The organism is Arthrobacter sp. ATA002, from assembly GCF_026898095.1.
Taxonomy (GTDB): Bacteria; Actinomycetota; Actinomycetes; order Actinomycetales; family Micrococcaceae; genus Arthrobacter_B.
Genome location: NZ_CP114015.1, coordinates 2,007,482 through 2,031,059, shown reverse-complemented (window position 1 = coordinate 2,031,059; position 23,578 = coordinate 2,007,482). Strand labels below are relative to the sequence as shown.

Below are 23,578 nucleotides of genomic sequence, written 5' to 3'. Positions count from 1 at the left end.
TCCCAGCCTAGACTCTGCCCGGCGCCGGCTGCGTCCTCCCGCCCGCGGGTCCGCGGTGGGCGAAAACTTTGCCGGGGCCGCCGTGCGGGCTAGAGGTTCTCCAGGAGGAGGCCGTGTCGGCTGATTCTCCGACCGCCGCCTCGCGGGCCGCGTTCCTGCGGGCGCGGCGCTTGTCGTTCAGCAGGCAGATTCCCACCGCCACGGCGAACAGCACCAGCAGCGGAGCCGCCATGTAGAACATGGTGAGGGCATCGCCACCGGGTGCGGCCATGGCGGCGAACACACAGATCACAAAGATGGTGATCCGCCAGTACTTGAGGATGAGCTTGCCCGGCAGGATGCCCGTCATGTTCAGGCCCACGAGCACCACGGGAATCAGGAAAGCAATACCGAAGGCCAGCAGCAGCCGCAGCACAAAGGCAAGATAGACCGTGGCCGTGATCACGTTGGCGCTGCCCTCGGGGGTGAAACCCGTAAGGACTTCGATGGCGCTGGGCAACAAAATCCAGGCCAGGAGCACGCCGCCCAGGAACAGCGGCACCGATGCTGCCATGAACCCGAGGGCCATGCGCCGTTCCTTGGTCTTGAGCCCGGGCGTGATGAAAGCCCACAGCTGGTAGAGCCACACCGGGCAGGAGAGCAGCACTCCGATGAACACCGAAACCTGGACCATCTGGTCGAAGGGCGTGACCACGCCCTCGAAGTTGATGGTCGCGAAGCGGCCCTCCTGGTTGCCCACATCGAGGACCGGACGCGTCAGGGCATTGAAAACCGGCATGTACAGGAAGAACCCCGCCACCGCTCCAAGAGCAATAGCGATGGCAGCCTTGAACAGGCGGTTGCGGGCTTCCCGCAGGTGTTCCTTGAGGGCCATCCGCCCTTCAGGGTTGGATTTGCGCCCTTGGTCAGCGCCACGGCCGTTACAGGCTGGTGGGCGGGTTGCCCGCGGGGCGCTGGTCGGTGCCGCCGGTGCCCGGCGCGTGCGGTGCAGCGTGCGGGGTTGCGGTTCCGGGAGTGCCGGCAGCGGGCGGGTTGTTCACGATGCGTCCCTCAACCGGGTCGCCGGAGGCAGTGTCTGAGGGATTGTCGTCCTTCATCTGCCGGACCTCGGACTTGAAAATGCGCAGGGACTGCCCCAGGCTGCGGGCGAGGCCGGGAAGTTTGGGCGCCCCGAAGAGCAGCAGAGCCAAAACAACCAGAATGATAATATGCCAGCCTTGAATGTTACCCATGCCGGTGTCCTTTCGTTTTGAAGTAGTTTACGTCAGAGTCCTGGAAAGTCGCGCAGGGCGCGGGGCTGGCCGTGGGCCAGCCGACGGCTGATCCGCCGTTCCCGCCGCACTTCCCTGCGTTCCTCTTTACCTTCTTCGTAGCGGGCCCTTGCTTGGACGGGGTCCGCAAAGATTCCGAGCTCCCGGCCGGGGGCGTTTGCGGCGTCGGCTGCGGGTGGCGGAACTGCCACCGCGAGCCCCGACACGGCGGCTTGGGCCTCACGCAGCACCGACATGAGTTTACGGAAAATCCGCCACCCCACAAGGGCGTAGAAGGCTGCTGCGGCCACGACAAGCGCCGACCATATCAAAATCCAGGACCACCAAGGCATGACTCCAGCATAGTCCGGCCGGCCGCACCGGCCGGCATCGCCCTGCCGGCGGGTCAGCCGGGCTCAGGCGCGGCACCGGGCTCAGGCGTGGGGTTGGGCGCGGTGTAGTTCGCCAGCGCACTGCGGAGCCACCGCTCCGTTTCCCGGCGCAGGCTCTCGGGGGCGGCCACCGTCACACTGCCGCCCTGCCGGGCGACGAATCCGGGGATCCAGCGGGTGTTGCCGGCTCGCAGCTCCACCGCCGTGCGCCCGCGGGGCAGATCAGCCCGGCGGCCGGCGTCGTACGCGCCTTCCACCCAGCTGGCCGAAGGTTCCAGCACCAGGGTCACCAGTTCGTCCCGGGCCCGGGCCGGAAAAGGCCCGGGGGAAAGCTGTCCGGGTCCGGTCCTGCCAGGAGGCAGGACCGGAATCGGTGACGCGGTGGATGCGGTCCACCCGGAAGTTGCGCACGGCCTCGGAGCGGTGGCACCAGGCCTCAAGGTACCAGCGGTCGTTGACGGAAAAGAGCCGGCGCGGGTCCACGGTCCGGTCGGTGACCTCATCCCGGCTGGGCACCAGGTAGCGCAGGTCCAGCTGGCGGCGTCCGGTGATGGCCTGCTGCAGCTGGTCCAGGACACCGGCACCGGCATCGGGTTCAGCGAGCCGGGCCGCGACGGCGCTGCCCGCCCGGCCCGATTCCCCGGCCGCTTCGCTGAGCTTCACCAGGGCGCCGGCCAGGGCCGGGTTCTCCCCCACGCCGGGCAGCGTGGACAGCGTTTCCAGGCCGACGATCAGCGCCGCGGCTTCATCCATCCCCAGCCGGACCGGCTCGGAGAGGTCTGCGGCATTGTCGATGTAAATCTGGCCATTCTCAAAGTTCACGTCCATAAGACCGTTGGGATAGTGGCGCGGACCGCTGACGAACAGCAGGTTCAGGTCGCTGGCCAGCTGTGCGGCGCTGACCCCGAAACGGCGGGCCGTCAGTTCAAGGTCCGCCCCCTGGTTGCCCAGGACGTAGGGAACCAGGTCAAGGAGCCGGGCCAGATGGCTCTGGGCGGCTGTGGAACTGGACGCCGGAACCGGGGTGCGCCGGCCCAGGGTGAAGGACGGCACGGGCCGAAGCTGGGCGGCCAGGGACAGCTGCAGCAGCTCGGCGGTGCTTTGCCGGAATTCGGCCGGGCCGGCGGCGGCGGCGCTGGCCCCCAGCCCGGCGGTGTCCGCCGCCAGGGCGTCCAGGTCGGACACGGTGAGGGTCAGCGCCTCCCAGCCCGGCCGCCCAGCCGGGACCGCAGGCGTGCCGGCGCGCAGCCGGAGCTCCGCGGCGCTCCCCTGCCGGACTTCCACCTCGGCCGTGACCGGCGCGAACACCCGGTCCAGTGAAGCCAGCGACTCTTCAATGCTGAAGTTGATCGGAACCTCGTAGCTGCCCTCCCCGAGCACCACCGGCGTCGTAATCCTGGACAGCCGGAAGAACCGTTCGGCCCGGCGGTCCAGGTCCCATCCGACCACGTACCAGTGGCCGAACCGGCTGCCCATTCCCCACGGCTGGAGGTGCCGCTGCGTGCTGCGCCGGCGCGCCGCTTTCCCCTGTCCTGCGGCGCTTCGGGAGCGTGCTGCCGGCCGGTAGCCGAAGGAGACCGGGGTTCGGGTGGTCGTCGCCTTCCATACGGTGTCGAAGTTCGGGTCGTTGGTGCGGATGCGCGGCTGCAGGGGGCTGGCGGCGGCAGCCTCGGCCACCACGCCGCGGGCCTGCAGCTTGCGCAGTGCCCGCGCTGCCGCCGAACCCAGGGACGCCTGTTCCCACATGCTTGCCGCCAGGGCGAGGACGGCGGATTCTTCGGGAGTGAAGCGCACTCCGGGCAACCGGTAGGCGTCCGCTCGGATGCGGTAACGGCGCACGGTGTTGTCGGAGTCGTACAGCGTTTCCTCGCTGTAGGACTCCACCGGTATTCCTGCTCGCGCAGGAAGGCTTTGTCCCGGTCGAAGAGCTTCTCGCGCGCGGCTGTGGACGGGGCTTCCCCGTAGAGTTCGATTTCCTCGAAGAGTTCGTGCTTGGTAAAGCCCCGGCTGGTGGACAGCAGGACGATGACCAGGGTCAGGAGTCGTTCGGTTCTGTTGGCGGACACGGTAGCCAATCTACCGCGCCCACGGCGTCCGGCGGAGCGTCCGGCCGCGGCACACACCCGTCCGTCCGGCGGGCTCCGGTGGGCTCCGGCGTGCTCCGCGTGCGGCCGGGAAGACAGCAAAGGCGGGTCCGCGGCTGCAGTGCAGCTGCGGACCCGCCTTTTGCTGTGCGGTGAAGGGCTAGCGGACGCCCAGCAGGTCCACCACGAAGATCAGCGACTCACCGGGGGCGACGGCCGAGCCGGCACCGCGGTCGCCGTAGGCCATCTGGGCCGGGATTTCAAGCCGGCGGCGGCCGCCGACCTTCATGCCCAGCAGGCCCTGGTCCCAACCTTCGATGACCTGGCCGACGCCGACGCGGAAGTCCAGCGGAGTGCCGCGGTTCCACGATGCGTCGAACTCTTCGCCGGTGGAGAAGGCGACACCGACGTAGTGGGTGGAAACGGTGTCCCCGGCCTTGGCCTCGGGACCGTCGCCCACCACGATGTCTTCGATCCGAAGCTCCGTGGGGGCTTCGTGGTCCGGGAAGTCGATCTCCGGCTTCTGGCGGTCGTATTCACGCTTACCAAATGACATGGTGCTCCTCGCTGCGGCAGTGCCGCATTGACGCTGTTTTCGGTTCTAACGCTACTTGACTTCTTCGAGCTCCACGACAAACACGAGGGCCCGGACGGAGCGGAGCCGCCGGCGGGATCGCCGTAGGCCAGCTCTGTCGGCAGGACCAGCAGGAGCTTGGATCCCGCCTTCTGGCCGGCGAGGCCGTAGGTCCAGCCCGAGATCACGCTGTCGAGACCGAACTCGAGCGCTTCGCCGCCTTCATAGCTGGAATCGAAAGTTTCGCCGTCACGCAGCGAAACGCCGAGGTACTTCGCCTTCACGGTGCTGGTTTCCCCCGCAACCGCGCCGTCGCCCTCTTCCAGGACCTTGACGATCAGCTTGTCGGGGTCCTCGGCGTTCTCGGGAACGGTGATCGACGGGACGCCGTCCTCGCCGAAGGTGACCTCCGGCAGCTTGCCGTCGGAGTCCAGTTTCGCCACGTCTTCAGGGCTCATCAGCAGGCTGCCCTCGGCGTTGCGGGACGCCGCTTCATCCGGTGAGAGCATCGACACGGTGTCCTGGGCGCTCTGGACGCTCAGGACCATAACCTGCGTCGGCTGCTCCTCTTCGCCCTCGGCGGCAGCGGCCTGCGCATCCGGGAAGGCGTAGGCAATGTGCGACCCCACCTTGGCGCCAAGCAGGACCTCGTACAGCACGGGGTCCTGTTCCTTCAGCTGGTCGTTCACGGGCAGCATGGAAGCAGCCTGCGAATAAGAGTCGCCCAGGACGGTCGCGTCTTCAGCGTTAAGCGCCACGAACTTGAACGTGATGCTCTGGCCCTCGGCAACGGTCTCGCCGTCGCCCGTGTACACGATCTTGGCGGCACTTTCGGTGATGTCCAGGGGAGCATCGAACTCAACCTCGGGCGCAGTCTCCTGGTCCTCGACGTTGACCTTCACGGAGTCGAATACTCCGGACTGGCCTGCGGATTTGCCCGCCGTGCCGGTGTCCCCGCCGGAGCAGGCGGAAATCAGGAGCAGGGAAGACAAGCTTACGGCTAGTACTTTTCGCACAGTACTTCTTTCAGTGGTGGACAGATGGGCCCGCGGCTGTTCCCCGGTTCTGTCGGGGTCGCCGGCGCGGGCGGTCGCATCCAGCCTAGCGTTTCTGCCTGAGTGCTGCCTTGGGACAGCCGTTAACAGGAACTTTGCCCGCAGGGCGGCCGGGTAAGGGCGCGTCCCCGCTGCCCTAGAGTGTCGCCAGCAGGGCCTCGACGCGCTCGTCGACGGCGGCAAACGGATCCTTGCACAACACCGTCTGCTGCGCCCGGTCGTTAAGCTTCAGGTGCACCCAGTCCACCGTAAAATCACGGTTGGCGGCTTTGGCCCGGCGCACGAAATCGCCGCGCAGCTTCGCCCGGGTACTCTGCGGCGGAACGTCCACGGCCTCCTTCACGTGGCTGTCCTCGACCACGCGGGCCGTCTCGCCCCGGGATTGCAGGAGGTAGAACAGGCCGCGGCTGCGCGATATGTCGTGGTACGTCAGGTCGATCTGGGCCAGGCGCGGGGAGGTCAGCTCCAGCGAATGGCGCACGGCGTACCGGTCCACGAGTTTTTCTTGATCGCCCAGTCCACCTCGGTGTCGATGCCGGAGGAGTTTCCGCTGTCGATGGCGTCCAAGGTCCGTTCCCACAGGTCGAGGACCCGGCCGACGTGGCGGTTGTGCTCTCCGTTCGCGGCGACGAATTCCTGGACCCGGCCGAGGTAGACGCGCTGCAGTTCCAGGGCGGTGATGGTGGTTCCGTTGGCCAGCTTCAACGGCATTTTGCCGGTGAGGTCGTGGGAGATTTCGCGGATGCTGCGGATCGGGTTTTCCAGCCGGAGGTCCCGCATCACGGCCCCGGATTCGATGAGGCGGAGCATGAGGTCGACGCTTCCCACCTTCAGCAGCGTGGTGGTTTCGGACATGTTGGAGTCCCCGGCAATCACATGCAGCCGGCGGTAGTGCTCGGCATCGGCGTGGGGTTCGTCCCGGGTATTGATAATCGGTCGTGACCGCGTAGTGGCGGAGGACACTCCTTCCCAGATGTGGTCCGCACGCTGGGAGAACGCATACAGCGAGCCGGACTGCGTTTTCAGGACCTTCCCCGCGCCGACCAGCAGCTGCCGGGTCACGAGGAACGGGATGAGGATTTCGGCCAGGCGCGAGAATTCCAGCCGCCGGGGAATCAGGTAGTTTTCGTGGCTTCCGTAGGAATTTCCAGCCGAATCGGTGTTGTTTTTGAACAGATAGACGCTGCCGTTGAACCCCTCCGCCCGCAGCCGGTCCTCCGCCTCCTCCACGAGGTCATCCAGGATCAGTTCACCGGCCCGGTCGTGCGCCACGAGCTGCGCCAGGTCATCGCACTCCGCCGTCGCATATTCCGGGTGCGACCCCACGTCCAGGTAGAGCCGGGAACCGTTGGTCAGGAAGACGTTGGAGGACCTGCCCCAGCTGACGACCTTCCGAAAAAGGTAGCGTGCCACCTCCTCCGGGGACAGCGGCCGGGAGTCGGGGCCGGAGTAGGCGATGCCGAACTCGGTTTCAATACCAAAGATTCTGCGGTCCATCAGTTTCCCTCCGGCCCGGACAGCAGCCGGTCCAGCTCGACAGTGTTGATTCGCCGGAACGCCCGCACAGTGCCCCGGGAGGACAGCGGAGACCGGTCCAGGACAGCCACTTCAAGCAGTCCCGCTCCGAGGCGCTCGGGCTCGCCCGCTGCGGCCTCACTGCCGCCGTAACCGGACGATCCGTCCCCGTTGACGTTGACCCCGGATCCGGATGTCTGTTCCGGGCGGCCGCGGGTAGCGGAAAGCGCGGCGACCGCGGTGCGGACTGCTTCCGGAAACCCGGTGTCCTGGTTCCAGGTCCGGGCCAGGGCTTCACGGACCACCTCGGCCTGCCCGCCCATCACCACAAAATTGCTTTCATCGGCGATTGATCCGTCAAAGGTCAGGCGGTACAGGTGGTCTGCGTAGGGCTCGGCCCCCACTTCGGCCACGGCGAGTTCCACTTCGAAGGGCTTCCCCTCCGTGGTGAACACCGAGCCCAGGCTCTGGGCATAGACGCTGGCCAGCCCGCGGGCCGAAACGTCCTCCCGGGAATAGGAGTAACCGCGCACATCGGCGTACCGGACGCCGGCCTGACGCAGGCTCTCGAACTCGTTGTATTTGCCCACGGCGGCAAATCCGATCCGGTCGTAAATCTCGCCCAGCTTGTGCAGCGACGGCGATGGGTTCTCCGCGACAAGGGCGATGCCGTCGCGGCAGGTGAGGACGACGACGGAACGGCCCCGGGCAATCCTTTCCGGGCGAAATCCGCCCGGTCCTTCATTAGCTGTTCGGGCGATACATAGAACTGCTGGGTCATGGTCAGCTCTCCCGCCCGGCAACGGAGCGGCGCTCAACCAGGTTCCGCGCCGTCATTTGCAGTTCCCGTTCCGGGATTTCCCGGTGTCCGGCGCTGTTGACCACGTAAACGACCGGCCACAGCTGCCGGACCAGGTCCGGCCCGCCGGTGGCGGAGTCGTCGTCGGCCGCGTCGTAGAGGGCTTCGACGGCGACCGCCACCGCCTGTTCCTCGTCGAGGCCCGGCTGCCACAGCTTTTTCAGCGCTCCCCGGGCGAACACGGAGCCCGATCCCACGCTGTGGAATTCGTACTCCTCGTAACGGCCCCCGGTCACATCGTAGGAGAACAGACGGCCCAGATGGCGCTCGGTGTCGTACCCGGCAAACAAGGGCACGACGGCGAGCCCCTGCAGGGCCAGGGGAAGATTGGAGCGCACCATGGCGGCCAGGCGGTTGGACTTGCCGTCCAGGCTCATGGGCGTCCCCTCGATCTTGTCGTAGTGCTCCAGCTCCACCTGGAAGAGCCGGATCATGTCCACCGCCAGGCCGGCGGTGCCGGCAATGCCGACAACCGAGTAGGTATCCGCCGGAAAGACCTTCTTAATGTGCCGGCTGGCGATCATGTTGCCCATGGTGGCCCGCCGGTCGCCGGCCATCAGCACGCCGCCCGCGTAGGTCAGGGAAACGATGGTGGTGGCCTGCGGCGCTGCCGCAGCCGCTGATCCGGGTCCCGCGGTGCCCAGCTGCCGGGCGGAGGGCAGCAGGCCGGGATGGTGGCGGGCCAGATGGTCGGTGAAGGAGGGCGGCGGCGCCCCGTTTACTGCTGCTGCAGGGTCCCGGTGGGTCATCCGCTACTGTCCGCCCTTCTGGATGAAGCCCCGGACAAATTCCTCGGCGTTGTTTTCCAGCACGCCGTCGATCTCGTCCAGGAGGTCATCCACGCCTTCGGTCTGGGGCGATGCCGCCGCGGCGGGGTCCCCTGCCGGAGGGGCGTCTCCTCCAGTTCCTCTTCCTCGGTGCGGGGTGCGGTGCTTTTGCGGTCTTGGGTTGACATGATCGTTGCCTCTCCTGGCCGGAATCCGGCCCGTTGACGGGTCCTGCCGTGTCCTGCCGGATCCGAACTCTGACGCTTAGTCCTATGGTGCCACGCTATGTTCGGGACCGGTCAGGAGCCGGGCGACAAAATCCTCCGCGTCGGCCGAAGCGGCAAACAGTTCCTCGGTCAGCGCCCGCGTGCCCCGGAGCGGTTCGCGGGTGGGAATGCGCTGCAGGCGCCGGTGCGACGGCAGCTCGAAAATGATCGAGTCCCAGCTTGCTCCCACCACTTCATGGGGGAAACGGCTCACGCACTTGCCGCGGAAATAGGCGCGGGTATCCTCGGGGGGTTCGTTGACCGCCCGGGCGATCTCGGCATCAGTGAGGACCCGCTCCATTTCTCCGCGGGCCGCCAGCCGGTAGTAGAGCCCTTCTCCGGCCGCATGTCGGAGTACTGCAGGTCCACCAGGTGCAGCCGGGGGTCGGACCACGCCAGTCCGTCCCGGTCCCGGTAGGCCTGCAGCAGCCGCAGCTTGGCCACCCAGTCCACGGAGGAGGCGGCTTCCATCGGGTCGCGCTTGAGGGTGCCCACCAGGGACGTCCACCGGGTGAGGATGTCCTCGGTGTCGGCGTCGGCGCCGCTGCTTCGGCAGTGCCGGGCGGCGGCCTCCAGGTACATCTCCTGCAGGTCCAGCCCGGTGACCATCCGGCCGTCCTTGAGTTCCACGAGCTGTTCCAGGGTGGGGTCGTGGCTAATGGCCTGGAGGGACCCCACGGGATCCCGCAGTTCGATAGCCGGGCCGGTGCCGGCCTCGATCATGGACAGCACAATGGACGTGGTTCCCACTTTGAGCAGCGCCGACACTTCGCTGAGGTTGGCGTCGCCGATGATCACGTGCAGGCGGCGGTATTTTTCCGCCACGGCGTGGGGTTCGTCGCGGGTGTTGACGATGGGCCGCCGGATGGTGGTTTCCAGCCCCACTTCGGCTTCGAAGAAATCGGCGCGCTGGCTCAGCTGGTAGCCCTGGCGCTGGTTGCTGGTGCCCCTGCCCACCCGGCCGGAGCCAACAATGACCTGCCGGCTGACGAAGAAGGGCACCAGCCCCTGCACCAGATGGGCAAACGGAACGCTGCGCGGCACCAGATAGTTTTCGTGGGAACCGTAGGACGCACCTTTGCTGTCGGTGTTGTTCTTGTACAGGTTCACCGGTGAGAAGCCCGGCGCGGCGGCGATGTGCCGCATGGCGGCCAGCACCACGGCGTCGCCGGCTTTGTCCCACAGCACGGCGTCGCGCGGGGTGGTCACCTCGGGCGAGGAATACTCCGGATGGGCATGGTCCACGTACAGCCGGGCACCGTTGGACAGCACCATGTTCATGAGGACGGCGTTGTCAGCGGACTGTTCTCCGTAGAGCGCCGCCGGCCCTCCCCCTCCATGGCGATTTGCTCCGCGTCCAGCACCGGCGGCGCATCCGTCAGCTGGGTCGGATCGGCTGCGGTGCGGGGCACGGTGAAGCCACGGGCGTCGTTCAGCGGAGCTTCGTCGGTGTAGTCCCAGCGTGTTCCCGGAAGTTGCCCATGCCGCTGCGCCGCGTGGCCGCATAGGCGTTGATGATCTGGCTGGACAGGACCGTGGCGTTGGCTGCGGGCAGGGCGGGCGCCAGCACGCCGTACTCGGTTTCCGTGCCCATGACACGGCGCACGCTCACAGATACTGTCCGGGGTTGGCAGTGGTTTCGATGGTGCGCCCGGGCTCCTGCCCGGCCTTGCCCTGAATGATGGTGCGGATGTACGTGATGCGCTCGCCTTTCTTCCCGGAAATACGGGCCCAGTCGTCCGGATTGGTGGTGTTGGGCATGTCTTCATGCTCACGGAACTCATCCACCACGGCCCGCATCAAATGATCAATGCGCAGGCCGCGCTGGTGCAGGGTCAGCAGGTCCTTGATGGCGTACTTCTTGGCCCGGTCCACGACGTTCTGGATGACGGCCCCGGAGTTGAAGTCCTTGAAGTACAGCATTTCCGTGTCGCCGTTGGCGTAGGTGACCTCCAGGTACTCGTTGGATTTGTCCTCGGCGTACATTTTCTCCACGGTCCGCCGGATCATTTCGCGGACTGTCATTTGCGGGTCGTAGCCGTTCTCCGCCAGGTCCTCCCGGTGCAGGGGCAGGTCGGGGGTCAGGTACTTGGCGAAGATTTCGGCCGCGCCTTCGGCGTCGGGCCGCAGGATCTTGATCTTGACGTCCAGTCGTCCCGGCCGCAGGATGGCCGGATCGATCATGTCCTCACGGTTGGAAGCGCCAATGACGATGACGTTCTCCAGCTTCTCCACGCCGTCGATCTCGGAGAGCAGCTGCGGAACAATGGTGGTTTCGACGTCGGACGAGATTCCGGTTCCGCGGGTGCGGAACAGGGAGTCCATTTCGTCGAAGAACACCACCACGGGGCTGCCTCCCGAGGCCTTCTCGCGGGCCCGGGCGAAGATCAGCCGGATATGCCGCTCGGTCTCTCCCACGTACTTGTCCAGCAGCTCGGGGCCCTTGATGTTCAGGAAGTAGCTGCGGGTGCCCAGCGATCCGGTCTGCTCCATGACGCGGGCGGCCAGCGAATGCGCCACCGCCTTGGCGATCAGGGTCTTGCCGCAGCCGGGAGGGCCGTACAGCAGGATGCCCTTGGGCGCCTTCAGACCGTGCTCCCGGTACAGGTCCGGATGCAGGAACGGCAGCTCGACGGCGTCACGGATCTGCTCGATCTGCGGGCCAAGACCGCCGATATCCGAATAGGAGATGTCCGGGACTTCCTCCAGGACCAGGTTCTCCACCTCGCTGCGCGGAATTTTTTCCAGCGCGTAGCCAATGCGGGTGTCCACTGTTAGTGCGTCACCGACCCGCACCCGTTCGGCTTCCAGCGGGCCGTTCAGACGGACCACGCGTTCGTCGTCGGCCCGTCCGACCACCAGGCAGCGGTCCCGGCCCAGGAGTTCCTTTACGGTGAACAGCTCGCCGCTGCGTTCGAAGCCCAGTGACGCCACGGCCACCAGGGACTCGTTGAGGAGCACTTCCTGCCCCGGAACAATCTGGTTCATGTCAAGCAGCGGGCTGACCGATACGCGAAGCTTCCGGCCGGACTGGATAATGTCCAGGCTGTCCTGGACGGCTGCGGTGGTGGTCCTGCCGCTGCTGGGCGGCACCCGGTGGTTCACCGAAATGACGGTGGCGAAGCTGAAGGGCGTGGCGCCCTCCTTTTCGAGGGCGTCCTTCAGGCGGATGATCTCCGCCTTTGCCGTCTCCAGCATCGCCACCAGCCGGGCATTGTTGTGCGTCAGCGCCGACAGTTGCCGGTCCACGTTCCGCAGCTTGTCCCGCAGCACAGCCAACTGCTGCGCGTCAGTGCCGGAAGCCGGGGTTCCGCGGAAGTACCCGCGCGGATCGTCGGCCCCGGGGTTGACCGTGTTTTCTGCTTCAGCCATGGTTGCGACCACCTTCACGTTGCGCAGGGTCTATCGATTTGACGATAGCCCAGCAACGCAGGCAACACACGGGTTGTGACCTCTTGTCTTTGCCGTCCCCCGGTTATCCGGCAACCTGATTGCGGCTAGGGGTTTCCGGCGTACCGTCCTGATCCGCCCCGTACTTTTCAGCCTTTTCCAGCGCACCGCGCTGGATCTTCGAGGCGGCGTCCTTGGCGGCCCGGCGCAGTTTGTGGGCGGAGACCTCGCGCTCGCCCACGGCGGCCGGCGTCCACGCGTTCAGGTCCTCCTGGCTGAAATTGGTCTTCGATGCGCGGCGCTTGGCCACGAGTCCGGTGGCGCCCTCGGCGAGCCGGCGGGCGGTCAGCAGGAACCCGGTGTGGGCCACCATGCGGTGGTCCGGCCGGACTGCGAGGCCTTCCAGATGCCAGCCGCGGACCATGGATTCCCAGGCGTCCGGTTCCGTAAACCTGCCGTCGGCGCGGATGGCCTCGGCCGTGCGGGAGAGCTGGGTAACGGTGGCAACGTAGGAAATCCACACACCGCCCGGGGCGAGGACGGTGGCGACGGCGTCGGTGCATTCCCAGGGGGCCAGCATGTCCAGGACCACGCGGTCCACGCTGCCGGGCTGCTCAGTGCGGACCACTTCCTCCTGGAAGTCCCCCAGCGTGATGTTCCAGGCCGGGTGCGGTCCGCCGAAGAATGTTTCCACGTTGCCGCGGGCGATGTCGGCGAATTCCTCGCGGCGTTCGAAGGAATGCAGCGAGCCGGAGTCGCCGACGGCTCGCAGCAGGGAGATGCTCAGGGCGCCGGAGCCGACCCCGGCTTCGACAACGCGGGCACCGGGATAGATGTCGGCCATGGTGATAATCTGGCCGGCGTCTTTGGGATAGACGACGGCGGCGCCGCGCGGCATCGACAGCACGAAGTCCGACAGCAGCGGCCGCAGCACCTGGTACTGCTGGCCGGTGGTGTTGGTGACGATGGTGCCTTCAGGCGTGCCGATGATCACGTCATGGGACAGGAATCCGCGGTGCGTGTGGAAGGCACCGCCCGCGGTCAGGGTGATGGTGCTGTGCCGGCCCTTTTCGTCAGTAAGCTGCACACGCTCCCCCGGGCGCAGCGGTCCCCTGCGGTGGTCGGCGCCGTGGGGGGCTGTAGCGGCTGTCTGGCCCGGGGTCTCCGAGTTCATGGATTACGTTCCTTTGGATCTAGGTGGTGCTGGCTGGGGGTGAAGCTGGGGATGATGGTGTTGGGGCAGCGGCGGGGTGCAGCCGGCGGCGCGGTGCCGTGCCGGGCACCGCATTCTGCGGATCCGGCCGTACGACGCGGCCCAGGCGCAATCCGGGGCTCACCGGGCCGGAACAGCCGGTGTCAGATCAGCATTAGGAAGTACGCCGTTTGGCCGGCTTGGTGTTCATGGCGTCGAGGACGGCAGCCTGCGTCAGCAGTCCCACAACGCCGCCGTCACGGTCGATCACCGCATACTCACTGCCCTGAAGTTTAGCGAGGTAGTCCACGAGTTCAGAACCCGCAGCGGCGGCCGGAACGTAGGCGCCCGGGGCCAGCGGCCTGGCGGCGGCGTCAACGGGTGTGGCAGCGGCCAGCTGCGCGGGCACCTGTGCCAGGGCTCCGGCGTCGGCAACGGCCCACGGCTGGCCGGTCGGCGCGGTAATCACGAGGGTGGCGCCGGGGTGGGCCGCCAGCATTTCCCGGGCACCGGAAACCGACGAAGCTGCCGGCACCGACACTGCCGGGGCCATCAGCGCACCGGCGCTGATGGAGGGCAGGCGCAGCCGCAGACGGGCGTTGCTGATGCTGGCGCCGGCACCCATCCAGAGCATTCCCGAGACGAGCGCAGTGAGCAGGACCACCTGCAGGTCCGGCTCCTGCTGCCGCAGGTAGGGGGCAGGATGACGGCGGCGGCGAGGGCGGCGGCGATGATGCGTCCGGCATATCCGGCGGCGACGGTTCCCCGGTCCTGTGAACCGGTGGCTTTCCACACCGCGGATTCAACGATTCGCCCTCCGTCCAGCGGCAGTCCGGGCAGGATGTTGAAGATGGCGACCAGGAGGTTGGCCCAGATGAGGATTTCCGCCAGCAGGTAACCCACCGGGTGAAGCGGGACCGCCAGGAGGATGATCCAGCCAACACCGGCCAGCAGGAAGTTTGCGGCGGGTCCGGCCAGTGCCACCAGCAGCGAGGGGCCGGGGGTGGAACGGACGTGGCCAAACTGGGTATGTCCGCCCCAAAGGGTCAGGACAATCTTCGCGGTCGGCCAGCGGTAGGCCCTGGCGGTCAGGGCGTGCGCCAGTTCATGGACGAGGACGGACACCAGGAGCAGGAGGGCGTAGCCCAGGGCGACGGCATACGCCCCGGCACCCAAATACGGAAAGTTCCGCCCGACAAGCGGGCCGAAAAAGAGAACGATCAGCGCCGCAATGATGAACCAGGAATAGGCAAGATAGACGGGCACGCCGGCGATGCGGCCCAGCGGGATTCCGTCGCTCCGGACGGGCTCCGGAGTTTCGGCACCGCCGCCGCTCAACGGGCAGCCGCCTCGGCATGCACCAGGGAAGCGAGGTCTGCCGCCGTTTTTCCGGCCAGGGTGTCCCACTCGTGCCGGCTGTCATCCGGAGGCAGCGGAACGAAGTGCGGTACACCGAGGGTGACCAGTCCCGCGGCACGGGCGGAAGTGACGCCCGGGAAGGAATCCTCGATGGCGAGCACCCGGCCTTTGGCCAGCCCCGGGATCTGCGCGGCCAGCCGGTCGAAAGCCAGCTGGTACGGCTCCGGATGGGGTTTGCCCCGGCTGACCATGTCACCGGTGACCAGGAAGGAGAAGGTTCCGGCCGGCAGCCGGCTGCAGACCTCCTCGGCCAGAGCTGCCTCGGACATGGTCACCAGGACACACGGGGTGCCGGCTGCCGCCAGCTCCGCGAGCAGCTCCCGTGCGCCGGGACGCCAGGGACGTTCCGCCGCACCTGTTCCACCACGGCCCCGATCAGGCGGTCGATGATCTCGCGGATGCCCAGGGGAACGCCGGCGTTCTGCAGGAGGCCGGCGCTGAAAGTCAGCGCCTGGCCAATCATCATCTCGGCGTCGGCGTCGGTCCAGGAACCGCCGTAAGAGTGCACGAGATCCTTTTCCGCCTGGATCCAGTATGGTTCCGTGTCGACAATGGTTCCGTCCATGTCCCACAACACCGCCTGGAGCGGGCCATTTTCGGGTTCGGTGTGCAGGGGTGCCGGGACAGTGGAAGACATGCGTACCAGTCTACTGGGCCTGCCGGCCCCCGGGTTTACCCCGCTTCCGGCGATGCCCGTCCCCGGTCCTGACAGCGCGGCGTGCTGGGCTTATGGTGAGTCTGTGAGCAATACCGACAAAACCCCGCCCCTTGGTCTCCAGGATTCTTTCGGCGGCCCCCAGGACCGCACCACGGTGATGCTGGCTGCTTTCGAAGGCTGGAACGACGCCGGAGAGGCCGCCAGCGATGCCGTGAAATTCCTGAGCATGTTCTGGGAAAGCGAGAAGATCGCAAGCCTGAACGCCGACGAATATTACGATTTCCAGTTCACCCGCCCTGTGATAGAACGGCTGGCGTCCGGAGAACGCAGAATCAAATGGCCCACCACCCGCATTTCCCGGGCCGAAGTTCCCGGCAGTAACCTGGACGTCATCTTTGTTTCCGGAGTGGAGCCCTCCTACAAGTGGCGCGCTTACACGGCCGAGCTGATTGCCCTTGCGAAGGAACTTGGGGTCGACTGCATTGTCCTGGCCGGCGCGCTGCTCGCCGATGTGCCGCACACCCGCCCCATTCCGGTCACGGTCACCTGCGAGGACGGCGGCCTGCGGGCGGACCTGAAGGTGGAGTCCTCGCACTACGAGGGGCCGATCGGCATTGTGGGGGTGCTCGCCGAAATGGCAGGGCTCGCCGACATCCCCGCGGTGTCACTGTGGGCGGCGGTCCCCCACTATGTGGGGCACTCCCCCTCGCCGAAGGCTCAGCTGTCACTGCTCCACCGCATCGAAGAACTGCTGCAGGCTCCCCTGGACACCAGCCTGCTGACGGATGAGGCCGACGCCTGGGAACGAGGGGTCGATGAACTGGCTACCGAGGATCCCGAAATTGCCGCGTACGTCCGGCAGCTTGAAGAAGCCAAGGACACCGCCGAGCTGCCGGAGGCCAGCGGCGAGTCGATCGCCCGCGAATTTGAGCGGTACCTCAAACGCCGCCGGCGGGACTAGGTTCCCCAACATCGCTGCCTGCGCGGCGCTGAAACCGATCCGCTAGAGGCGGATTCCCAGCAGTGCGTCCACGGCTGAACCGGCCAGGTCGGCAGCGTCACTGCCGGAGTCTTCGGCGGGGGCGGCAAGGGCGGAGGCGGCCCAGTCGTCAACCGCTGCCAGCGCGGCCGGCGCGTCCAGGTCACGGGACAGGGCTGTCCGCACGTCGGCCAGCATGTGGCCGGCCTGCGCATATCCGGTGACAGGCAGCGCCCGCCGCCAGAGGGACAGCCGCTCTTCGGCCGCGGCCAGCTGTTCGCCGGTCCAGAACCAGTCGGTGCGGTAGTGGTGGCTGAGCAGCACGGCACGGATGGCGGCCGGATCGGTGCCCTTGGCCCGCAGAGAGGACACCAGCACGAGGTTGCCCAGGGACTTGCTCATCTTCTCGCCGTCCAGGCCCACCATTCCGGCATGGGCATAGTGGCGCGCCAGCGGGGTCCCGGAGCAGGCATAGGCGTGCCCCGCACTCATTTCGTGGTGCGGGAAGACCAAATCCGAGCCGCCCGCCTGCACTGTGAAAGGTGCGGGCAGAAAACGCTGCGCGATGACGGAACACTCGATATGCCAGCCGGGCCGGCCGGATCCAAGTGACGCCCCGTCCCAGAACGGCTCCCCCGGACGCTGAACCCGCCACAGCAGCGGGTCCAGCGAGTTGCGCTTGCCGGGACGCAGCGGGTCCCCGCCGCGCTCGGCGAAGAGCGGCAGCATCTGCTCCGCGGTGAGGCCGGAGACAGCGCCCAGCCGCCAGGCACCGGCGTCGTCCGTGTCCAGATGCGAGGCCGCGTCGACGGAAAAGTAAACGTCGCCGTCGGGTTCGCTGCCCTCGCCGGGGACCCGGTAGGCAATTCCGCGGCGCACCAGATCCTCCACGACGGGCACGATCCATTCAATGGACTCCACCGCACCGACGTAGTTGTCCGGCGCAATGACGTTCAGGGCTTCCATGTCCTCCCGGAACAGCTGAGTCTGCTCCTGCGCAAGTTCCCGCCAGTCCAGGCCCCGGTCGTTGGCCCGCTCGAGGAGCGGATCGTCGATGTCCGTGACGTTCTGCACATACTGGACTGTGTTGCCGGAGTCCCGCCACTGCCGGTTCAGCAGGTCAAAGGCCACATAGGTGGAGGCATGTCCCATGTGCGTGGCGTCATAGGGAGTGATGCCGCAGACATAAAGACTGGCGGCACCTCCGGTGCGCACGGGAACGGTCCGGTGCAGGGCCGAATCGTAGAGGGCCAGTTCCGGAGAGTTTCCGGGCAGGACGGGCAGGGGGGAGCTTTTCCACGCAATCACAGGTCAACTCTACTTTCCGTTGTTACGCATTCAGCACGCCAAAGCCCAGCAGGACGTAAATCACGACTCCGAGCAGGATCCGGTACCAGACAAAGAGCCCGTAGCCGCGGGTGGACACGTACTTCAGGAACCAGCCGATGATGATGAAGCCCACAATAAAGGCCACCAGCGTGGCGCCCGCGGTTTCCCAGCCGCCGTAAACCATCGGCTCATCCAGTGATTTCACCAGCTGGTACAGTCCGCTGCCGAAAACGGCGGGAATGGCCAGCAGGAAAGCGTACCGGGCTGCCGCCTCCCGGGTGTAGCCCATCAGCAGCCCGGCGGTAATGGTTCCACCGGAGCGGCTGACACCGGGAATCAGCGCCATTGCCTGCGCGAAGCCGTACAGGATGCCGTGCTTGTAGCTGAGCTGGTCCAGGGTTCGCTGCTGCTTGCCGACGGCGTCGGCTATTGCCAAAATGATGCCGAAGACGATCAGCATGGTCGCCACGATCCACAGACTGCGGAAAGTGCTTTCGATCTGGTCCTGGAACAACAGCCCCAGCACCGCGATGGGAAGGCTGCCGAGGATGATCAGCCAGCCCATGCGGGCGTCCGGATCGCTGCGCGGAACACGTCCGGCCAGCGACCCAAACCACGCCTTGACGATCCGGACGATGTCCTTCCAAAAGTAGACAAGCACCGCCGTCTCGGTGCCCAGCTGGGTGATCGCGGTGAACGCGGCACCCGGGTCCTGGGCACCGGGCAGCAGCTCACCGACGATCCGCAGGTGGGCGCTAGATGAGATGGGGAGAAATTCGGTCAGGCCCTGAATAAGGCCGAGGAAGAGCGCTTCAAACCAATTCACAAGATAGAACTCTAGGCCACGGACGCCGGCGGTCCGTGCCTGGCCGTCCGGGGCGGGGCCGGGAAGCGCCGCAGGTCACAGGCGGAACACCCGATTAGCGGGGGTGAAACCGGCCGCTGCCGGGGGGAACCGGCGCTGACGGGGGTGAAACCGGCGCTGCGCGGCCGCTCCGGCGCCCCGCCGGAGTTTACGGGCCGGGCTGGACCCCGAGGACCGCCCGCCGTCGTCGGCGAACTCGCCGTCGAACTCCTCGTCGTCGTCTTCATAGATTTCCAGCGGCGTCACCTCGCCGTAGGCGTCATAGAGGACCTCCTCATAAACCTCGAAGGCATCCGCCACCGCCAGATAGGCTGTCTCGACCAGCGGGTCCTTGTCCCCGCGGCGCTGGGAAGCAGCGGTGAGGTGCTCTTCGAGGGCGGCCATGAGTGATTGGAGCGCGACGTGCGGATCTATGCTCATGCCCTAGACGTTAGCGGTTAAGCAGGCAAAATTGGAGGGATATGCGCGAACAAATTCTTCGGCCGGGCGTGCGCCGGCCAGACGAGAACTTACGGGACTACGAGTACCTCGTGGTCTCCGTAAACCCCGGCGATTCAGTCTCAGACGCCCGGCGCCTCATTAGGGAGCATGCCGAATACGGCAAGTGGGAGCTGCACCGCAGCTGCATTTACCGCGGCGGAGCCAGGCGTTTCTGGCTGCGCCGGCGCGTGATGCGCGTCCGGCGGACGGCCTGACCCTTCAGGCGCCGTCCGGAACCGGCCCCAGCCACGCATTTGCCACGGAGGCATGGACCGAGTCTTCGCTGGACGGATGGAACATGCCGGCCAGGACGTCCCGGTACAGGCGTTCCAGCTCCGCTCCGCGGAAGTAGCTTCGCCCGCCCGAAACCCGGACGGCGGTTTCGACGACGGAGCGCGCCGTTTCCGTGGCCCGGTACTTCAGGGAGGACAACCGGGGGAACCAGAGGCTGCTGTGGTCGGTGCCGGCCTCCAGGTCGCGGGCAATCGCCTCGAGCTGCGGATGGATTCCGTCCATCCGGATGGCGGCGTCCGCCACCTTCCACCGCGTGTGGGGATCGTGGGCGACCGGGGCGCCTCCCACCGTCGTCCGCCCCTGCGCAGCTTCCACAGCCAGCTCGACGGCGCGGTCCCCCACTCCGGTGTACACGGCTGAGAGCAGTGTTTCGAAGAGGCTGAAAATGCCGAACACGAAGGCGTCGCGGTGCGGACCCACCGGCGTGGTGCGCACCAGCTGGTCAGCTTCCAGCACTGCGTTGTCCAGGACGGTGGTGCAGGACTGGCTCGCCCGCATGCCCATGGTGTTCCAGTCATCCTTGACGGTGATCCCTTCGGTTCCCCGCGGCGCGAACCCGAAGACCAGCCGGGGCTCCTGCGGATCCGAGTCGTCGCGGCCGAAGATGCCCAGCCGGGTCCAGGCCGGGGAAAGGCTGGTGAAGATCTTTGTTCCTGTAAACGCGTAGGATCCGTCGCCCAGGGGCTGGGCGGCGGTGAAGGAATCGAAGAGCACGGCAGTGTTGCCCGGCTCCGAGACCCCGAAAGCGTACAGCTCACCCCTGGCGGCATCATCGAGGACGAAAGCCAGCGAGTCATCACCGCGCAGGGACAGCAGGTGGGCCACCCCGCACCAGACGTGGTGCATGTTCACGGCCAGCGCCGTGGCGGGGGCGGCAGTGGCCAGCAGCCGCTGGGCCTGGACCACTTGGGGAATGGTGAACCCCGCTCCTCCGGCCGCTTCCGGTGTAAAGAGGGAGAGGTAGCCCGCGGCGCGCAGGTCGTCGAGGTCTTCCGCGAAGAAGGCATTGTCATGGTCATACCCGGCGGCGCGGCTGCGCAGGCGGTCCAGGAGCTCGGGCGTCAGGATGTCGGCGGGATCCACGGGTGTCTCCTAATATCCGGTCAGCAGGCGGTTCAGCACCCGGGTGCCAAATTTCAGGGAATCGACCGGGACCCGCTCGTCCACGCCGTGGAACATGCCGGTGAAGTCCAGGCTCTCGGGAAGCCGCAGCGGCGCAAAGCCGTAGCCGGTGATCCCCAAGCGGCTCAGGGACTTGTTGTCGGTGCCGCCGGAGAGCGTGTAGGGCAGGACCGGTGCACCCGGATCCTCCGCCTGCAGCGCGGACACCATGGAGTCCACGAGGTTGCCCTTGAACGGCACTTCCAGTGAAACATCCTTGTGCTCGTAGCTCACGTCCACCCCCGGGCCGGCAAGATCCTTGATGATTGCCAGCACCTGCTCCTCCTGTCCGGGCAGGGTCCGGACGTCGATGAGGGCTTCGGCGGTACCCGGGATGACGTTGTGCTTGTAACCGGCCGTCAGGACTGTCGGGTTGGCGGTGTTCTGCAGGGTTGCCCCCACGAAGCGGGCCACGGTGCCCAGCTCCGCCAGCAGCCGCTCCGGGTTGTCGGGATCGAACTCGGCGCCGGTAAGTTCCGTCACGCCGTCCAGGAAGGCCCGCGTCGTGTCGGTCAGTTCGATCGGCCAGGGGTATTCCCCGATCGTGGCAACGGCCCGGGCAAGCCGGGTCACTGCGTTGTCGGTGTTGATCTGCGAACCGTGGCCGGCGCGCCCGTGGGCGACCAGGCGCAGCCAGGAAATACCCTTCTCCGCCGTTTGCAGCAGGTAGGTGCGCTTGCCGCCGATCGTGGCGGAGAACCCGCCCACTTCCGAAATGGCTTCGGTGGCGCCGTCGAAGAGTTCACGGCGGTTTTCCACCGCCCAGGTTGCCCCGTATTTGCCGCCGGCTTCCTCGTCGGCGAAGAAAGCGAAGATGAGGTCCCGCTTCGGTTTGCTTCCGGTGCGGGCCATATCCCGCATGACTGAAAGGATCATGGCATCCATGTCCTTCATGTCGACGGCGCCGCGCCCCCAGATCAGTCCGTCCCGCTCCTCGCCGCTGAACGGGTCCACTGTCCAGTCCTGCTTCTGCGCCGGCACGACGTCCAGATGCCCGTGCACCACAAGGGCCGGGAGCGACGGATCAGTGCCTTCCATGCGGGTTACTACCGACGCCCGGCCGGGAGCGGATTCGAAGAGGTCCGCGTGCAGCCCGGCCTCCTCGATCAGGCCTGCGGTGTATTCCGCGGCGGCCCGCTCCCCCGGCCCCGAGCCGTCACCGAAGTTGGAGGTGTCGAAGCGGATCAGCTCCCGGCAGATCCGGGTAACCTCGTCTTCGGCGGTTGTTCCGCGCGCAGTGGACTCAGACATGGTTTCTCCTTCGTTTGCTTGGTGCCAGCCTAGCCACCGGAGGGCTGACCAGCACCGATTTACGGTCCGGCCCAAAACCGTGTTAGAGTTTTTCCCGTTGCTTCCGCAGCTTTTGAACGACTGAAGAGCTTGCGGCAAACACCCGGCGCGGGTGGCGGAATGGCAGACGCGCTAGCTTGAGGTGCTAGTCCTCTAACGAGGGTGGGGGTTCAAGTCCCCCTCCGCGCACAATATCTACCCCCCGGAATCTTCGGATTCCGGGGGTATTTTTGTTTTTCCCGCAGCCGCGGCCGGATGTGATTCCGCCCACCTGCAGCCGCCCGAAGCCGGCGGCGGCGGGCAGGGCAGCTCCCCGAACCTGTCAGCGGCCTGCAGGCACCGGTACGCTCTGAACATGGATGACAGCACGCTCATCAACGCGCTTCTTGTAGTGTTCTTCGTCCTGCTGGGAGGAATTTTCGCCGGCACGGAGATGGCCCTGGTGTCGCTGCGGGAGAGCCAAATCAGCCGGATCGAGGCATCGGGGCCCGGCGGCCGGAAAATTGCTGAGCTGGCCCGCAATCCCAACCTCTTTCTCTCCTCCATCCAGATTGGGGTCACGCTCTCGGGTTTCTTCTCCGCCGCCTACGGAGCGTCCGCCCTGGCGCCGGCGGTGGCGCCGGCCCTTGGGCGGCTTGGCCTTGCACCGGCTGCGGCAAACGCGGCAGCCTTTGTCCTTCTCACCCTGGCCGTGGCGTACCTGTCCCTGGTTTTCGGCGAGCTGGTGCCCAAACGCCTGGCTATGCAGAACGCGGAGCGCTTCGCCCGGCTCCTGGCGCCTCCCTGAACGTGTTTGCCGTCGTCATGCGGCCCGTGATCAAGCTGCTGTCACTGTCCACGGACACCGTGGTGCGGCTGCTGGGCGGGGATCCGAAGGTCAAGACGCCGCCGGTGACCACCCAGGAGCTCTGGGACATGGTGGTGGCAAGTCCGGTCCTGGCCGAAGACAGCCGCCGGATCCTGTCCGACGTCTTCGGCGCCGGCAGCCGGCTGCTGCAGGAGGTGATGCGGCCGCGGCCCGAGGTCCGGTTCCTGGCAGCGGACCTCACGGTAGCGCAGGCCCGCGCAGCTGTGCATCAGCTGCCCTATTCCAGATATCCGGTGATCGGGGACTCCCCCGACGACATCATCGGCTTTGTCCATGTCCGGGACCTGCTGCGGGAGGGCGACGACAGCGGCGGCGCATCGGAGCGGACACTCGCGGACATTGCCCGCCCCATCCTCTTTCTCCCGGGTACTGCGGCGGTTGTCCCCTCACTGTCCAGGATGCGCCGGGACGGCAGCCATATTGCCGTGGTTGCGGATGAATACGGCGGGACGGACGGCATTGTCACGCTGGAGGACCTGGTGGAGGAACTGGTGGGCGAGATTTACGACGAGTACGACACGTCGCGGGATCCGGAGGACAGGCACCGCAGGATCCGCGGGGACCTGGTGGTTGACGGAGCACTGATACTGCAGGAGTTTGACCGGTTGACCGGCATCTCCCTTCCGGAGGGTCCGTATGAAACGGTCGGTGGATACATTATGGAAAGGCTGGGGAGGGTTTCCCGGCCCGGGGACGTTGTGGATGCTCCGGGGGCCCGGCTGGAGGTGCTCAGCGTTCAGCGCCGGCGCATAGCCGCGGTGCGGGTGATCCCCGGGCCCCCAGTGCCCGGCTGACGCAAATCCACAGCAGGCTTGCCCTCCTCCTTGCTTACGCATAGTCCCGTCCATTCCCGTAACATTGCTTTGCCCCATAATGGCGTCGGGCAGCGGG

22 protein-coding genes, 1 tRNA gene and 5 pseudogenes are annotated in these 23,578 nt (G+C 66.7%); 5 read left to right on the top strand and 23 right to left on the bottom strand.

Going from position 1 to position 23,578, the window contains the following annotated elements; genetic code table 11:
• Nucleotides 1–7 precede the first annotated feature (7 nt).
• The 18 genes and pseudogenes from tatC to OL239_RS19485 form a co-directional block, all read right to left on the bottom strand.
• Complete coding sequence (gene tatC / locus OL239_RS09965) at nucleotides 8–874, bottom strand: twin-arginine translocase subunit TatC (protein WP_268908815.1); 867 nt, start codon at nucleotides 872–874, stop codon at nucleotides 8–10.
• A 46-nt stretch (nucleotides 875–920) separates the two neighbouring features.
• On the bottom strand, nucleotides 921–1,232 hold the full coding sequence (gene tatA, locus OL239_RS09960) for a Sec-independent protein translocase subunit TatA (protein ID WP_268908814.1): 312 nt from the start codon (nucleotides 1,230–1,232) through the stop codon (nucleotides 921–923).
• A gap of 32 nt (nucleotides 1,233–1,264) precedes the next feature.
• Nucleotides 1,265–1,561: a hypothetical protein gene (locus OL239_RS09955; RefSeq protein WP_268908813.1), complete on the bottom strand. Its 297-nt coding sequence runs from the start codon at nucleotides 1,559–1,561 to the stop codon at nucleotides 1,265–1,267.
• A 95-nt stretch (nucleotides 1,562–1,656) separates the two neighbouring features.
• On the bottom strand, nucleotides 1,657–1,923 hold the full coding sequence (locus OL239_RS09950) for a WYL domain-containing protein (RefSeq protein WP_268908812.1): 267 nt from the start codon (nucleotides 1,921–1,923) through the stop codon (nucleotides 1,657–1,659).
• Complete coding sequence (locus OL239_RS09945) at nucleotides 1,865–3,526, bottom strand: helix-turn-helix transcriptional regulator (RefSeq protein WP_268908811.1); 1,662 nt, start codon at nucleotides 3,524–3,526, stop codon at nucleotides 1,865–1,867. Before OL239_RS09945 ends, OL239_RS09950 begins: the two co-directional genes overlap by 59 nt.
• 360 nt (nucleotides 3,527–3,886) lie before the next feature.
• On the bottom strand, nucleotides 3,887–4,282 hold the full coding sequence (locus OL239_RS09940; RefSeq protein ID WP_268908810.1) for an FKBP-type peptidyl-prolyl cis-trans isomerase: 396 nt from the start codon (nucleotides 4,280–4,282) through the stop codon (nucleotides 3,887–3,889).
• 125 nt (nucleotides 4,283–4,407) lie between these two features.
• Nucleotides 4,408–4,758: pseudogene (locus OL239_RS09935) on the bottom strand (FKBP-type peptidyl-prolyl cis-trans isomerase); the annotation flags it as partial.
• Between the two features lie 733 nt (nucleotides 4,759–5,491).
• A pseudogene (gene pafA, locus OL239_RS09930) lies at nucleotides 5,492–6,852 on the bottom strand (Pup--protein ligase).
• Nucleotides 6,852–7,651 (bottom strand): annotated as a pseudogene (gene prcA, locus OL239_RS09925) (proteasome subunit alpha). The pseudogenes pafA and prcA overlap by 1 nt, the downstream one beginning before the upstream one ends.
• Nucleotides 7,652–7,653: 2 nt before the next feature.
• Nucleotides 7,654–8,478, bottom strand: a complete 825-nt coding sequence (gene prcB, locus OL239_RS09920) for a proteasome subunit beta (RefSeq protein WP_268908809.1) — start codon at nucleotides 8,476–8,478, stop codon at nucleotides 7,654–7,656.
• A gap of 3 nt (nucleotides 8,479–8,481) precedes the next feature.
• On the bottom strand, nucleotides 8,482–8,709 hold the full coding sequence (locus OL239_RS09915) for a ubiquitin-like protein Pup (protein ID WP_268911730.1): 228 nt from the start codon (nucleotides 8,707–8,709) through the stop codon (nucleotides 8,482–8,484).
• 57 nt (nucleotides 8,710–8,766) lie between these two features.
• Nucleotides 8,767–10,356 (bottom strand): annotated as a pseudogene (gene dop / locus OL239_RS09910) (depupylase/deamidase Dop).
• A gap of 14 nt (nucleotides 10,357–10,370) precedes the next feature.
• Entirely contained in the window at nucleotides 10,371–12,134 is a 1,764-nt protein-coding gene (gene arc / locus OL239_RS09905; RefSeq protein WP_268908808.1) for a proteasome ATPase, read from the bottom strand.
• A gap of 103 nt (nucleotides 12,135–12,237) precedes the next feature.
• Nucleotides 12,238–13,326 carry a tRNA (adenine-N1)-methyltransferase gene (locus OL239_RS09900; protein WP_268908807.1) on the bottom strand — a complete coding sequence of 363 codons (1,089 nt, stop codon included), beginning with the start codon at nucleotides 13,324–13,326 and terminating at the stop codon, nucleotides 12,238–12,240.
• Between the two features lie 193 nt (nucleotides 13,327–13,519).
• On the bottom strand, nucleotides 13,520–13,969 hold the full coding sequence (locus OL239_RS19495; protein ID WP_329609185.1) for a hypothetical protein: 450 nt from the start codon (nucleotides 13,967–13,969) through the stop codon (nucleotides 13,520–13,522).
• Nucleotides 13,897–14,682: a site-2 protease family protein gene (locus tag OL239_RS09895; RefSeq protein WP_329609184.1), complete on the bottom strand. Its 786-nt coding sequence runs from the start codon at nucleotides 14,680–14,682 to the stop codon at nucleotides 13,897–13,899. The genes OL239_RS19495 and OL239_RS09895 overlap by 73 nt, the downstream gene beginning before the upstream one ends.
• Nucleotides 14,679–15,068, bottom strand: coding sequence for an HAD family hydrolase (locus OL239_RS19490; RefSeq protein WP_329609405.1), 390 nt, complete (start codon nucleotides 15,066–15,068; stop codon nucleotides 14,679–14,681). The genes OL239_RS09895 and OL239_RS19490 overlap by 4 nt, the downstream gene beginning before the upstream one ends.
• Nucleotides 15,035–15,400 carry an HAD family hydrolase gene (locus OL239_RS19485; protein WP_329609182.1) on the bottom strand — a complete coding sequence of 122 codons (366 nt, stop codon included), beginning with the start codon at nucleotides 15,398–15,400 and terminating at the stop codon, nucleotides 15,035–15,037. The genes OL239_RS19490 and OL239_RS19485 overlap by 34 nt, the downstream gene beginning before the upstream one ends.
• A gap of 103 nt (nucleotides 15,401–15,503) precedes the next feature.
• On the opposite strand from OL239_RS19485, the gene OL239_RS09885 reads away from it, so the two are divergent.
• Nucleotides 15,504–16,382 (top strand): PAC2 family protein, encoded by an 879-nt coding sequence (locus OL239_RS09885; protein ID WP_268908806.1) that lies wholly within the window; start codon nucleotides 15,504–15,506, stop codon nucleotides 16,380–16,382.
• 42 nt (nucleotides 16,383–16,424) lie between these two features.
• Here the strand turns inward: OL239_RS09885 and mshC are convergent, their stop codons facing one another.
• From mshC to OL239_RS09870, 3 genes and pseudogenes are all read right to left on the bottom strand, one after another.
• Nucleotides 16,425–17,708, bottom strand: coding sequence for a cysteine--1-D-myo-inosityl 2-amino-2-deoxy-alpha-D-glucopyranoside ligase (gene mshC, locus OL239_RS09880; protein ID WP_268908805.1), 1,284 nt, complete (start codon nucleotides 17,706–17,708; stop codon nucleotides 16,425–16,427).
• Nucleotides 17,709–17,730: 22 nt separating this feature from the next.
• A complete protein-coding gene (locus tag OL239_RS09875) occupies nucleotides 17,731–18,555 on the bottom strand; it encodes an undecaprenyl-diphosphate phosphatase (RefSeq protein WP_268908804.1) in 825 nt (274 codons plus the stop codon).
• Nucleotides 18,556–18,777: 222 nt separating this feature from the next.
• A pseudogene (locus OL239_RS09870) lies at nucleotides 18,778–19,014 on the bottom strand (hypothetical protein); the annotation flags it as partial.
• A gap of 41 nt (nucleotides 19,015–19,055) precedes the next feature.
• Here OL239_RS09870 and OL239_RS09865 point away from each other — a divergent pair.
• Nucleotides 19,056–19,289 (top strand): DUF5703 family protein, encoded by a 234-nt coding sequence (locus tag OL239_RS09865; protein ID WP_268908803.1) that lies wholly within the window; start codon nucleotides 19,056–19,058, stop codon nucleotides 19,287–19,289.
• Nucleotides 19,290–19,293: 4 nt separating this feature from the next.
• Here OL239_RS09865 and OL239_RS09860 read toward each other — a convergent pair whose 3' ends face one another.
• Nucleotides 19,294–20,451, bottom strand: coding sequence for an acyl-CoA dehydrogenase family protein (locus tag OL239_RS09860; protein ID WP_268908802.1), 1,158 nt, complete (start codon nucleotides 20,449–20,451; stop codon nucleotides 19,294–19,296).
• Nucleotides 20,452–20,460: 9 nt separating this feature from the next.
• Nucleotides 20,461–21,780, bottom strand: a complete 1,320-nt coding sequence (locus OL239_RS09855; RefSeq protein WP_268908801.1) for a M20/M25/M40 family metallo-hydrolase — start codon at nucleotides 21,778–21,780, stop codon at nucleotides 20,461–20,463.
• Between the two features lie 145 nt (nucleotides 21,781–21,925).
• On the opposite strand from OL239_RS09855, the gene OL239_RS09850 reads away from it, so the two are divergent.
• The 3 genes from OL239_RS09850 to OL239_RS09845 all read left to right on the top strand — a co-directional run bounded on the left by OL239_RS09850 (nucleotide 21,926) and on the right by OL239_RS09845 (nucleotide 23,481).
• Nucleotides 21,926–22,008: transfer RNA gene (locus OL239_RS09850), tRNA-Leu, on the top strand.
• A gap of 166 nt (nucleotides 22,009–22,174) precedes the next feature.
• Nucleotides 22,175–22,606, top strand: coding sequence for a CNNM domain-containing protein (locus tag OL239_RS19480; protein WP_329609180.1), 432 nt, complete (start codon nucleotides 22,175–22,177; stop codon nucleotides 22,604–22,606).
• A gap of 17 nt (nucleotides 22,607–22,623) precedes the next feature.
• Nucleotides 22,624–23,481, top strand: a complete 858-nt coding sequence (locus tag OL239_RS09845; RefSeq protein ID WP_329609179.1) for a hemolysin family protein — start codon at nucleotides 22,624–22,626, stop codon at nucleotides 23,479–23,481.
• Nucleotides 23,482–23,578 lie beyond the last annotated feature (97 nt).

Excerpts from the sequence above, each read along its gene's own strand:
- OL239_RS19480 (WP_329609180.1), top strand. The coding sequence starts at position 22,175 with ATGGATGACAGCACGCTCATCAACGCGCTTCTTGTAGTGTTCTTCGTC.
- tatC (WP_268908815.1), bottom strand. The coding sequence starts at position 874 with ATGGCCCTCAAGGAACACCTGCGGGAAGCCCGCAACCGCCTGTTCAAG.
- OL239_RS19485 (WP_329609182.1), bottom strand. The coding sequence starts at position 15,400 with ATGTCTTCCACTGTCCCGGCACCCCTGCACACCGAACCCGAAAATGGC.
- OL239_RS09855 (WP_268908801.1), bottom strand. The coding sequence starts at position 21,780 with ATGTCTGAGTCCACTGCGCGCGGAACAACCGCCGAAGACGAGGTTACC.
- arc (WP_268908808.1), bottom strand. The coding sequence starts at position 12,134 with ATGGCTGAAGCAGAAAACACGGTCAACCCCGGGGCCGACGATCCGCGC.
- OL239_RS09865 (WP_268908803.1), top strand. The coding sequence starts at position 19,056 with ATGCGCGAACAAATTCTTCGGCCGGGCGTGCGCCGGCCAGACGAGAAC.
- OL239_RS09900 (WP_268908807.1), bottom strand. The coding sequence starts at position 13,326 with ATGAACTCGGAGACCCCGGGCCAGACAGCCGCTACAGCCCCCCACGGC.
- OL239_RS19495 (WP_329609185.1), bottom strand. The coding sequence starts at position 13,969 with ATGGGTGCCGGCGCCAGCATCAGCAACGCCCGTCTGCGGCTGCGCCTG.
- OL239_RS09845 (WP_329609179.1), top strand. The coding sequence starts at position 22,624 with ATGCGGCCCGTGATCAAGCTGCTGTCACTGTCCACGGACACCGTGGTG.
- prcB (WP_268908809.1), bottom strand. The coding sequence starts at position 8,478 with ATGACCCACCGGGACCCTGCAGCAGCAGTAAACGGGGCGCCGCCGCCC.
- OL239_RS09940 (WP_268908810.1), bottom strand. The coding sequence starts at position 4,282 with ATGTCATTTGGTAAGCGTGAATACGACCGCCAGAAGCCGGAGATCGAC.
- tatA (WP_268908814.1), bottom strand. The coding sequence starts at position 1,232 with ATGGGTAACATTCAAGGCTGGCATATTATCATTCTGGTTGTTTTGGCT.